Origin of the sequence: Isoptericola sp. NPDC060257 (assembly GCF_042726645.1) — a bacterium.
Lineage (GTDB): Bacteria > Actinomycetota > Actinomycetes > Actinomycetales > Cellulomonadaceae > Isoptericola > Isoptericola nanjingensis.
The window spans coordinates 1-11,181 of record NZ_JBHXAW010000133.1 but is presented as its reverse complement, the minus strand read 5'-3'; the positions used below and the strand labels follow the sequence as shown (position 1 = coordinate 11,181).

The following is an 11,181-nucleotide window of genomic DNA, read 5'->3' as shown; positions in this document are numbered from 1 at the left end:
TGCGGGGCCCCTGTGCGTGCTGGGAGGCCCGGAGCGGGCCGCACCGGTCAGGCGGGGACGATGAGCCCGGCGGTCTGGGTGCGGGCGCGCTGGAGGCGGGCGGCGACGTCCTGCCAGTTCGCGATGTTCCAGACGGCCTTGACGTAGTCGGCCTTGACGTTGAGGTAGTCGAGGTAGAAGGCGTGCTCCCACATGTCCAGCATGAACAGCGGGGTGATGCCGACGGGGACGTTGGCCTGCTGGTCGAAGAGCTGGAAGATGGCGAGGCGCTGGCCGATGGAGTCCCAGCCGAGCACGGCCCAGCCGGAGCCCTGGATGCCGGTGGCGACGGCGGCGAACTGGGCCTGGAACGTGTCGAAGGAGCCGAAGGCGTCCTTGACGGCCTCGGCGAGCTCGCCCTCGGGCTGGCCGCCGCCCTCGGGGGAGAGGTTGTTCCAGAAGACGGTGTGGTTGGTGTGGCCGCCGAGGTTGAACGCGAGGTTCTTCTCGTGCAGGTTCACCGCGGCGTTGTCGCCGGACTCGCGGGCCTCGGCGAGCTTCTCCAGGGCGGTGTTGGCGCCGGTGACGTAGGCCGCGTGGTGCTTGTCGTGGTGCAGCTCCATGATCTTGCCGCTGATGTGCGGCTCGAGGGCGCTGTAGTCGTAGGGCAGGTCAGGGAGCGTGTAGACAGCCATGCTGAGATACCTCCGGTTGCGTGCCGCACGTCGTACCGGCGTGCGTGGGGACGTCGTCGACGGCTGGTCCCCGGCCGTACTCACGTGCCGGGGACGACGACGGCCCGCGCACCCCGCCCGACGGATCGGGGGAGGGGAGCGCGGGCCATGGGTCCAGCCTGCAGGAGACTCAGTGCTCCCGCTCGACGTTGCCAGACCCCGAGACCAGCTCGGGGGTGTCGTGGGCGGGCTCGAGCTCGTCGTGCTCGCCGTGAGCGTGCGCCGCGGCCAGCTCGGCCGGGGTCACGGGCTCGACCCGGTCCTCGTAGAAGAACTGCGACAGTTTCTGCCAACGCTTGTCCTTCTTGTAGCCCTTGCGCTTGACGCCACGGGCGTCGGTCGCGGGCTCGATCTCCAGGGGCCGGCGCGCCTCGTAGTTGACGCGCAGCCAGCGCTCCTGCTCGTCGAGCGGGCGGTGGACCTCGATGTACTCGCCGTTGGCGAACCGCACGATGCGGCCCGTCTCGTGCCCGTGCAGCACCAGCTCGCGGTCCTTGCGCTGCAGGCCCAGGCAGATCCGCTTCGTGACCCAGAAGGCGAAGACCGGTCCGACGAAGAACAGGACCCGGAAGACCCAGGTGATCGTGTTGATCGACAGGGCGAAGTGCGTCGCGATGAGGTCGTTCGACCCCGCCAGCGCGAGGATGACGAACGCCGTGAGGAACGCGACGCCGAGGCCCGTGCGGGTCGGGACGTTGCGCGGGCGGTCGAGCACGTGGTGCTCGCGGTGGTCGCCGGTCACCTTCGCCTCGAGGAACGGGTACACGAACAGGAACGTGAACAGCAGGCCCGGGATGATGACCGCCGGCACCAGGATGTTCAGCGACAGCGTGAAGTCACCCCACGTGACGATCTCGGCCTGGCCGGGCATCAGACGCAGCGATCCCTCGAGGAACAGCATGTACCAGTCCGGCTGGGCACCCGCGGACACCGGTGACGGGTCGTACGGGCCGTAGTTCCAGACGTTGTTGATCGCCATCGTGCCGCCCATGAGGGCCAGCACGCCGAAGATGATGAAGAAGTTGCCGCCCATCTTCGTGGCGAACGCCGGGACCGCGGGGTAGCCGACCACGTTCTTGTCGGTGCGGCCGCCGCCCGGGTACTGGGTGTGCTTGTTGAGCACCATGAGGAACAGGTGCACGCCGACCAGCGCCAGGATGAGCGCGGGCACGAGCAGGATGTGCACCGTGAACAGGCGCGGGATGATGTGCTCGCCCGGGAACTCGCCGCCGAAGACGAACCACGAGAGGTACGACCCGATGATCGGGATCGACTTGATGACGCCGTCGGTGATGCGCAGGCCGTTGCCGGAGAGCACGTCGTCCGGGAGCGAGTAGCCCGAGAACCCGGCGAGGAGGCTGCAGATCAGCAGCAGCGTGCCGACCAGCCAGTTGAGCTCGCGGGGCTTGCGGAAGGCGCCGGTGAAGAAGACGCGCATCATGTGCACCACGATGCCGGCGACGAAGATCAGCGCCGACCAGTGGTGGATCTGCCGCATGAGCAGACCGCCGCGCACCTCGAACGACATGTTGAGCGTCGAGGAGAAGGCGGTGGACATGAGCTGGCCGTCCATGGTCGCCGGCGCGCCGTGGTGCGTGACGAGCGCCATCGACGGGTCGAAGAACATCGCCAGGAACACGCCGGAGATGAGCAGCACGACGAACGAGAACAGCGCGATCTCGCCGAGCATGAAGGACCAGTGGTCCGGGAAGACCTTGCGGACGAGCTGCTTCGCGAGCACGCCGACCTTGGTCCGCTGGTCGAGGTAGTCGGCGGACTTGCCGATCACGGTGGTCGGCTCCGCCGCGGTGGGGGGAGTGGTCGTGGTGCTCACTTCAGGCGCTCCCAGTAGCTCGGGCCGACGGGCTCGTTGAAGTCGTCCTCAGCCACAAGATACCCCTCGTCGTCGACGGTGATGGGCAGCTGGGGCAGCGGGCGCTTGGCGGGTCCGAAGACCACCTTGGAGCCGTCGGAGATGTCGAACGTCGACTGGTGGCAGGGGCACAGCAGGTGGTGCGTCTGCTGCTCGTACAGGGCGACCGGGCACCCGACGTGGGTGCAGATCTTCGAGTACGCGACGATGCCGTCGTAGGAGGCGCCCTCGCGGTGGTCGCGCTTGTGGTCGCGCGGGTCCATGCGGACGAGGAGGACGACGGCCTTCGACTTCTCGGTGATCCACTCGTGCGACTCGCGCTCCTCGGCGGGCACGTCGGGGATGACGTGCGCGACGGAGCCGACCGTGAGGTCCGACGCCTTGATCGGGCGGCCGGACGGGTCGTAGGCGAGGCGCGTGCCCTTCTTCCAGATGGTGTGCCGGAAGGAGTTGACGTTCCACGTGCCGCCGACGCTCGAGACGAGCGGCACCGCGATGGTCAGCGGGAAGAGGGCGAGCGCGGAGACGACCGCGCCCTTGAGGACGGGCCGGCGCGCGATGCCGGAGTCCTCGAGCCCGTCCTTGAACTGCTGCTGGACGACCTCGCGGACGTCCTCCGAGCTGCTGCTCGAGTGGCGCTCCTCGACGTACTCCTTGCCGGACATCAGGGTCTTGGCCCAGTGGACGGCCGCGAAGCCGATACCGAACAGGGAGATCGCGATCGCGACACCGAGCAGCACCGTCGAGAGGCGCACGCCGGGCGTGGTGCCGTCGGGACGCACGGCGAAGTAGGCGACGATCGAGGCGATCGTGCCGAGGCACGAGATGGCGAAGAGGATCGCGATGATCCGCTCGTTGCGCTTGGCCGCCTTCGGGTCCGTGTCGGCGAGCCGCGGGTGGTGCGTGGGGACGCCCGGGTCCGCGAAGCGGTCGGTCCGGGCGACCGTGCCGTCGCCGTCGTGCCGGGCCACGTCGCGCGACGGGCCCTGGGGGTTCTGGTTCTCGCTCACGAGGACTTCGCTCCGATCCACACCGCGCCGCCGATGATCAGGCCGATGCCGATGATCCAGGCCCACAGGCCCTCGCTGACCGGACCGAGCGAGCCCAGGGTGAGGCCGCCGGCCGAGCCCTGGTCCTGCTCGTCGAGGAACGCGATGATGTCGCGCTTCTCTTCGGGGGTGATGTTGGCGTCGTTGAACACCGGCATGGACTGCGGGCCGGTGAGCATGGCCTGGTACACGTTGCGGCCGGAGGTGTCCCACAGCGGCGGCGCGAACTTGCCCTCCGAGAGGGCGCCACCGGCGCCGACGGCGTTGTGGCACATCGCGCAGTTGGTGCGGAAGAGGGCCATGCCGTTGGCGGGGTCGCCCTTGCTCCCGTCCACCTGCTCGTCGGTGGGGATGGCCGGGCCGGCGCCGAGGGACGCGACGTACGCGGCGAGCGCGGCGGTCTGGGCCTCGTCCATCTGCCGGGGCTTGGCCTCGGCCTGGGGGCCGTTCATCTGCATCGGCATCCGGCCGGTGGAGACCTGGAAGTCGACCGCGGCCGCGCCGACGCCCACGAGTGAGGGTGCCTCGGTGGTGCCCTCCGCGTTCGGGCCGTGGCAGGTGGCGCAGTTGGCCTGGAAGAGCTTCTTCCCGGTCTCGATGTCCGCGGTGCTGGCGGTGTCGGCCTGGGCCGGGCTCGGGGCCAGGGCGGCGTAGACGCCGCCCGTGACCAGCAGCGCCAGCAGCAACAGCACGACCGGCGCGAACCGGTGGTGCCTGCGGGCGGCGAGTGCCTTCACGAAATGATCCTCGTCTCGCAGATCGAAGGTGCAGGGTCAGTGCCGGCGGCGACGCCGGCCGGGGGGTTCATCGCAGGAGGTAGATGACGGCGAAGAGTGCGATCCACACCACGTCGACGAAGTGCCAGTAGTAGGACGTGACGATCGCGGTGGTGGCCTCGTGGTGGCCGAAGTTCTTGGCGGCGAAGGAGCGCCCCAGCAGGAACAGGAAGGCGATGAGGCCGCCCAGCACGTGGAGGCCGTGGAAGCCGGTGGTCAGGTAGAAGACCGAGCCGTACGGGCTGGAGGAGATGGTCAGGCCCTCGTGCACCAGCTCGGTGTACTCGAAGATCTGGCCGCCGATGAAGAACGCGCCCATGAGGTAGGTGAGGGTCATCCACTCGTGCATGCCCCACTTGGTCACCTGCAGCAGGGAGCCGGAGCGCACCGGCTTGAACCGCTCGGCGGCCCACACGCCCATCTGGCAGGTGACCGACGACAGCACCAGCACGGTGGTGTTGATCGTCGAGAAGGTGATGTTGAGCTTGTCCGCCTGAGCGGCCCACTCCGCCTCGGGCATCACCGACCGGACGGTGAAGTACATCGCGAAGAGGCCGGCGAAGAACATGAGCTCGCTCGCGAGCCAGACGATCGTCCCGACCGACACGGGGTTCGGACGGTTGACGCTCACGTGCTGGTGGGCATGGGGGGCAGCAGCCGTTGCGGTCGACACGTCAGCCATTATGGCCGACATACGGCCGGTTCGAGCCACTCGGGCGGGCCTGGCGGGAAGTCGATGTGCACAGAATCTGCGGAAACTCGCCACTCTGCCACTACGAGGTGACGGATCGATGGAGAGTGCCAGTAAAAGACCACGTTCGGCACCTGCCCGAGGTGACGCGAGTGTGCCACGATGCCAGCAAACGTCGACGTCCGACGGCCGCGGTACCGCTGCCGGACGTCGTGCCCGTGCCCGGTGCCGTGCACGTCCGCGAAGGGGAGCCCGCAGGTGACGGATCAGACGGATCAGATGGACCCGACGACGACCAGCCCGACCAGCCCGACCGGAGCGATCGCCCCGACGGCCCGCACGGGCCCGGCGGTCCGCGGGCCGCGCATCCTGCTCTACAGCGACGACCGGACCGTCCGCGCCCACGTGCGGACCGCCGTCGGGCCGCGCCTGCGCGCGCACGCACCCGAGATCGCGTGGGCGGAGGTCGCGACGCCCGCGGCACTCATCACCGCGGCGGACCGCGGCGGGTGGGACCTGCTCGTCCTGGACGGTGAGGCGGACAAGTCCGGCGGCATGGGACTGTGCCGCCAGCTCAAGAACGAGGTGTACCGCTGCCCGCCCGTCGTGGTCCTCACCGGCAGGCCCGACGACGGATGGCTAGCATCGTGGTCGCTCGCCGACGCCGTGGTGCCGAGGCCGCTCGACGCGATCGAGCTGCAGCGCACCGTGGCAGGCCAGCTCGCCGCGACGGTCTGAGGGGCGCACCCGCCAGGGGACGTGCCCGGGGCGTCCGGACCGCGCGTCCACCGAACCGGAGGAAACCTGGTGTCCACGAACGACCGCCCCGCGCCCGCGCAGACGTCACCCGAGCAGGGGTCGCCCGAGCAGACGTGGCCCGGGCTGCTCACACAGCTCATCGCCGGACACGACCTGACCGCGCAGGACACCGCCTGGGCCATGGACGCGGTGATGTCGGGCGAGGTCTCCCCGGCCCGGCTCGCGGCCTTCCTGGTGGCGCTGCGGGCGAAGGGCGAGACGGTCGAGGAGCTGACAGGGCTCGCGGACACGATGCTCGCGCACGCCCGCCGGTTCACCGTCCCGGGGTCGAGCGTGGACATCGTCGGCAGCGGCGGGGACCGTGCGCACACTGTGAACATCTCGACCATGGCGGCGGTCGTCGTGGCCGGGACCGGGGTCAAGGTGGTCAAGCACGGCAACCGTGCCGCGTCCTCGTCGTCCGGCTCTGCCGACGTGCTCGAGGCGCTGGGCGTACGCCTCGACCACGGCCCTGAGCGGGTCGCAGAGCTCGCCGACCAGGTGGGCATCACGTTCTGCTTCGCGATGGTCTTCCACCCCTCGTTCCGCCACGCCGGCGTGGCGCGCAAGGAGCTCGGGGTGGCGACCGCCTTCAACTTCCTCGGCCCGTTGACCAACCCCGCGCAGCCCCGCGCCACGGCCGTGGGGGTCGCGGACGCCCGGATGGCACCGCTGGTGGCGGGCGTCTTCGCCGCGCGCGGCACGCGGGCGCTCGTGTTCCGCGGCGACGACGGCCTGGACGAGCTCGCCGCGACGGGCGGCTCGACCGTGTGGGACGTCCGTGACGGTCAGGTCGCCGAGGTGCACCTCGACGCCGCTGCCGAGCTCGGCCTGCGACGCATCGAGGTGGCCGATCTGCGGGGCGGGGACGCGCAGCACAACGCCGGCGTGGCACGCGACGTGCTCACGGGTGTCGACCGGGGCCCGGTGCGCGAGACGGTGCTGCTCAACGCGGCGGCCGCCCTCGTCGCCGACGGCAGCCTGCCCGGCACGGACGTCGGCACGCTCGTGGAGCGGCTGTCGGCGGGCATCGGCCACGCCGCGCGCAGCATCGACGACGGCGCCGCCGCCGGCGTGCTGGAGCGCTGGGCGGCCGCGACGCAGGACTGAGACGGGTCGCGCGGGCCGGGCTCGCGCGACCGCCCTGCCCTCCCGGTCGGACCGGCAGACGTCAGTCGTCGAGGCCGAGCGCGAACGCCTGCTCGAGGTCGACGTGCGAGTAGGTGCGGAACGCGATCAGCGTCTCCGTGCGCACGACGCCGGGCACCTTGCTGATCCCGTCGGCGATGACGTCGGCGAGCTCCTCGTGCTCCCGCACGCGCACCATGGCGACCAGGTCGGCCTTGCCGGTGACGGAGTAGACCTCGCTGACTCCCTTGAGGTCGGTGACCTTGGTGGCGACCTCGGGGATCTGGTCGGCCTCGGTGTCGATGAGCACGATCGCGGTCAGCATGCCGTCATCGTAGCCACCGGCGGCGGGGCCGCGAGGCGCCCGGCGGTCTCGTCGTCCTCGCTCGGCGCGGCCCACAGACCCGCGACGGTCGTCGAGACCGCGCCGAGGTCGGCGTGCGCGGCGGCGGAGCGCACGGGGCACGTCCAGGGGTCGCTCACGTGCACCAGCCGGACTCCCGGCTCGTCCAGCCACGCCAGCACGAGGGCGGCCTCCTCGGGATGGCACGCGGGGGCGGGAGCCACGGACGGGGCGACGGCCTCCGCCGTCGCGCGCAGGGCGTCGACGACGGGCACCGGGTCCTCGTCGGGGCCGGTGACGGCGGTCGCGGCGAGCCGCGCGTGCTTCACCACGACGAGCTCCCAGCCGCCCGCGGGGGTGGGCCGCGCGGCGACGAGCTCGGCGCACCGGGCGACGGGGTCCAGGCGCTGGGCGCGCGCCGCGCCCTGGACGAACGCCCGGAGCCGGTGGGTCACGGTCCCGGCCTCCTCGAAGCGTTCCTGGGCAGCGAGCCGGCCCACCCGCGCGGCGAGGACGTCGACGACGGCCGAGGCGTCGGACGTGAGCGCCGTGCGTGCCGCGTCCGCGACGGCGTCGTACCCCTCGTCGGGCGTGCCCGTCGCCGTGCACGGCGCGGAGCAGCGTCCCATCCCCGCGAGGGCGCACGGGCTGCCGGCCGTCCGCGCGACCCGGGGGAGCCGCGCCGTGCACTGGCGCAGGGGCAGGGCGTCGTGGACCGCCTCGACGGCGGCCAGCGCGGCCTGCCGGGACGTGAACGGGCCGATGTGCGGGGTCCCGGCCCGCACCTCGCGCACCACCGACAACCGGGGGTAGGCCTCGTCCGTGAGACGCACCCAGGACTGGCGCTCCGGGTGCTTCGAGCGCCGGTTGTACCGCGGCGCGTGCTCGGCGATGAGGCGCAGCTCGCGCACCGACGCCTCGAGCGGCGTCGCGCAGACCACGGGCGTGACGGCGTGCGCGATCCGCACCATCTCGGTGATGCGCCCGCGCTTCTCGGCGGCCGTGAAGTAGGACCGCACCCGCTTGCGGAGGTTCGTGGACGTCCCGACGTACAGGACCTCGTCGCCGGGGCCGCGGAAGAGGTACACGCCCGGGGCCTCGGGCAGGCCGTCGGCGAGCGTGCGCTTGCGGCGCACGTCGGGCGGGACGGGGTCGGCGGCGCCGGCGAGATCCTCCAGGTGCGTGATGCCGAGGGGCGCCAGCCGCTCCAGGAGGGCGTGCAGCACGTCGACGGTCGCCCGCGCGTCCGCCAGGGCGCGGTGCTCGGGCGTCACCCGCGCCCGGAAGAGCGCGGCCAGGGTGGACAGCTTGTGGTTCGGCGCCTCGTCGCGGGTGACGACGCGACGCGCGAGGGGGACGGTGTCCACCACCCGGAACCCCGGCCAGTCGTAGCCGAGCCGGTCGCAGGCGGCCCGCAGGTAGCCGACGTCGTACGGCGCGTTGTGCGCGACGAGCACGGCGTCGCGCGCGAACTCCAGGAAGCTCGGCAGGACGAGCTCGACCGGGGGAGCCGTGGCGACCATGGACGTCGTGATGCCCGTGAGCCGGGCGACGAAGGCCGGCACCGGGTGGCCCGGGTTGACGAGCGACTGCAGCTCGCCCAGCACCTCTCCGCCGCGCACCTTGACCGCACCGATCTCCGTGATGCCGCCGTCGGCGGCCCGCCCGCCGGTCGTCTCGAGGTCGACCACGACGAAGGTGACGTCCCGCAGGGAGGTCCCGAGGTCCTCGAACGAGGGCTGGAGCGCGGTCGTGCGCGTCGGGTGCGGGGTGGTGCTCGGCATGCCGGGACCGTAGCGGCGGCCTCCGACAGCCGGGGGGGCGGGGACGGGCGAGCCCGCCGAGACGGTGGTCTCGGCGGGCTCGGGTCCGTGCGGGCGGGGCCGGGTCAGCTCGCGGACTTCTGCCGGGTGTCGACGTACAGCTCGTCGATCTCGGCGGCGAAGTCCTTGACGAAGACGTGGCGGCGCACGCTCTGCTTGGGCGTGAGGTAGCCGTTCTCGACCGTGAGGTCGCCCGGCAGCACGGCGAACTTGCGGATCGACTCGGCCTTCGAGACCGCCTGGTTGGCGCGGGTCACGGCGGCGTCGAGCGCGGCCAGCACCTCCGGGTCGGTCGCCGCCTGCGCGGGCGTCATCTCGGGCTTGTCGTGCATCTTGAGCCAGCCGGGCAGGCCCTCGGCGTCGAGAGTGATCAGCGCGCCGATGAACGGCCGGTTGTCGCCGACGACGACGCACTGGCTCACCAGCGCGTGCGCGCGGATCCGGTCCTCGAGCATCGCCGGGGCGACGTTCTTGCCGCCGGCCGTCACGATGATCTCCTTCTTGCGGCCCGTGATCGTGAGGAAGCCGTCGTCGTCGAGCGTGCCGAGGTCACCGCTGCGGAACCAGCCGTCGTCGAACGCCTCGGCGGTCGCCTCCGGGTTGTTGTGGTACCCGCGGAACACCTGGATGCCGCGCAGCAGGACCTCGCCGTCCGGGGCGATCCTGACCCCGCAGCCGGGCAGCTGGGGCCCGACCGAACCGATCTTGATGGCGTCGGGGCGGTTCACGCTGGTCGGCGCGGTGGTCTCGGTGAGCCCGTAGCCCTCGAGGATGGTGACGCCGAGACCGCGGAAGAAGTGCCCGAGCCGCTCACCGAGGGGGCCGCCCCCGGAGACGGCGTACTGGGCCTGCCCGCCGAGCACGGCGCGCAGCTTCGAGAACACGAGCGTGTCGGCGACCTTGTGCTGGAGGCGGAGCCACAGCGACGGGCCCGACGGCGTGTCGAGCGCGCGCGAGTAGGCGATGCCGGTCGCGGCCGCCCAGTGGAAGATCTTCAGCTTGCCCCCGGCGGCGGCCTTCTGCTCCGCGGCGTTGTAGACCTTCTCGAAGACCCGCGGCACCGCGAGGATGTAGGTGGGCCGGAAGGCCTCCAGGCCGGCGGTGACCGTCTTGAGGTCGGCCCAGTGGCCGAGCACGGTGCCGCTCGCGATCGCGAGGATCTCGATGTAGCGCGCGAAGACGTGCGCCAGGGGCAGGAAGAGCAGGGTGCGCCCGCCGTCCTTGAAGACCTCGGGCACGGCGGCGACGGCGTTCACGCCGAGCAGCGCGAGGTTGCCGTGGGTGATCTCGGCGCCCTTGGGGGTCCCGGTCGTGCCGGAGGTGTAGATGATCGTCGCGACGTCGGCGAGGTCGGCGATCCCGCGGCGGCGGGCGATCTCGTCGTCGGCGACGTCGGCGCCCGCGGCCGTCAGCTTGGCGATCGCGCCGTCCTCGATCTCGAGGACCTCGCGCAGGGCCGGCGCGCGGTCGGAGACCTCCGCGACGGTGGCGGCGAGGCCGGAGTCCTCGACGATGAGCAGCGTGATGCCGGAGTCGGTGAGGATCCACTCCACCTGCTCGGCGGAGGACGTCTCGTAGATCGGCACCGGGACCGCGCCCGCCGCCCAGGCGGCGAAGTCGAGCAGGGTCCACTCGTAGCGCGTGTGCGACATGATGCCGACGGGGTCGCCGGGCTGCACGCCCTGGGCGACCAGCCCCTTCGCGACGGCCACCACCTCGGCGTCGAACTGTGCGGCCGAGACCGGCTGCCAGCCGTCGCCGGAGGGACGCTCGGCGAGCGTGGCGCGCGGGTCGCTCGCCACGCGGGTGGCGAGGAGGTCGTTGAGGTTCGACGTGGCAGGCAGCTCGACCGCCTGCGGAATGGTGATCTCGTCCATGCTGACTCCATCGTCCATGCTCATGCATTGGCCCCCGATCAGCTTATCGCACTGCACGGGGAGGTAGTTTGTGTGAGTGTAGTTCTCGGTGTTTTGGGCGTTCGATGTAC

General features: G+C 71.5%; 10 protein-coding genes. 2 read left to right on the top strand and 8 right to left on the bottom strand.

The window, feature by feature from the left end:
- Positions 1-47 precede the first annotated feature (47 nt).
- The 5 genes from ACFWEK_RS12325 to ACFWEK_RS12305 all read right to left on the bottom strand — a co-directional run bounded on the left by ACFWEK_RS12325 (position 48) and on the right by ACFWEK_RS12305 (position 5,093).
- Positions 48-674, bottom strand: a complete 627-nt coding sequence (locus ACFWEK_RS12325; RefSeq protein ID WP_430554230.1) for a superoxide dismutase — start codon at positions 672-674, stop codon at positions 48-50.
- Between the two features lie 169 nt (positions 675-843).
- The gene (locus ACFWEK_RS12320) at positions 844-2,547 is read right to left on the bottom strand and encodes a cytochrome bc complex cytochrome b subunit (protein ID WP_430545220.1); all 1,704 of its coding nucleotides are present in this window, start codon (positions 2,545-2,547) and stop codon (positions 844-846) included.
- Positions 2,544-3,596 carry a Rieske 2Fe-2S domain-containing protein gene (locus ACFWEK_RS12315; protein WP_430545221.1) on the bottom strand — a complete coding sequence of 351 codons (1,053 nt, stop codon included), beginning with the start codon at positions 3,594-3,596 and terminating at the stop codon, positions 2,544-2,546. The genes ACFWEK_RS12320 and ACFWEK_RS12315 overlap by 4 nt, the downstream gene beginning before the upstream one ends.
- A complete protein-coding gene (locus tag ACFWEK_RS12310) occupies positions 3,593-4,372 on the bottom strand; it encodes a c-type cytochrome (RefSeq protein ID WP_430545222.1) in 780 nt (259 codons plus the stop codon). The genes ACFWEK_RS12315 and ACFWEK_RS12310 overlap by 4 nt, the downstream gene beginning before the upstream one ends.
- A 67-nt stretch (positions 4,373-4,439) precedes the next feature.
- A complete protein-coding gene (locus tag ACFWEK_RS12305; RefSeq protein ID WP_430545223.1) occupies positions 4,440-5,093 on the bottom strand; it encodes a heme-copper oxidase subunit III in 654 nt (217 codons plus the stop codon).
- Positions 5,094-5,360: 267 nt separating this feature from the next.
- Here ACFWEK_RS12305 and ACFWEK_RS12300 point away from each other — a divergent pair, with 267 nt between their 5' ends.
- On the top strand, positions 5,361-5,840 hold the full coding sequence (locus ACFWEK_RS12300; protein WP_430554229.1) for a hypothetical protein: 480 nt from the start codon (positions 5,361-5,363) through the stop codon (positions 5,838-5,840).
- A 144-nt stretch (positions 5,841-5,984) separates the two neighbouring features.
- Complete coding sequence (trpD, locus tag ACFWEK_RS12295) at positions 5,985-7,010, top strand: anthranilate phosphoribosyltransferase (RefSeq protein ID WP_430554231.1); 1,026 nt, start codon at positions 5,985-5,987, stop codon at positions 7,008-7,010.
- 61 nt (positions 7,011-7,071) lie between these two features.
- Here the strand turns inward: trpD and ACFWEK_RS12290 are convergent, their stop codons facing one another.
- The 3 genes from ACFWEK_RS12290 to ACFWEK_RS12280 all read right to left on the bottom strand — a co-directional run bounded on the left by ACFWEK_RS12290 (position 7,072) and on the right by ACFWEK_RS12280 (position 11,071).
- Positions 7,072-7,353, bottom strand: coding sequence for an Lrp/AsnC family transcriptional regulator (locus ACFWEK_RS12290; protein ID WP_380323486.1), 282 nt, complete (start codon positions 7,351-7,353; stop codon positions 7,072-7,074).
- Positions 7,347-9,155 (bottom strand): DEDD exonuclease domain-containing protein, encoded by a 1,809-nt coding sequence (locus tag ACFWEK_RS12285; RefSeq protein WP_430545227.1) that lies wholly within the window; start codon positions 9,153-9,155, stop codon positions 7,347-7,349. The genes ACFWEK_RS12290 and ACFWEK_RS12285 overlap by 7 nt, the downstream gene beginning before the upstream one ends.
- Positions 9,156-9,259: 104 nt before the next feature.
- Entirely contained in the window at positions 9,260-11,071 is a 1,812-nt protein-coding gene (locus tag ACFWEK_RS12280; protein WP_430554228.1) for an AMP-dependent synthetase/ligase, read from the bottom strand.
- Between the last annotated feature and the right edge of the window lie 110 nt (positions 11,072-11,181).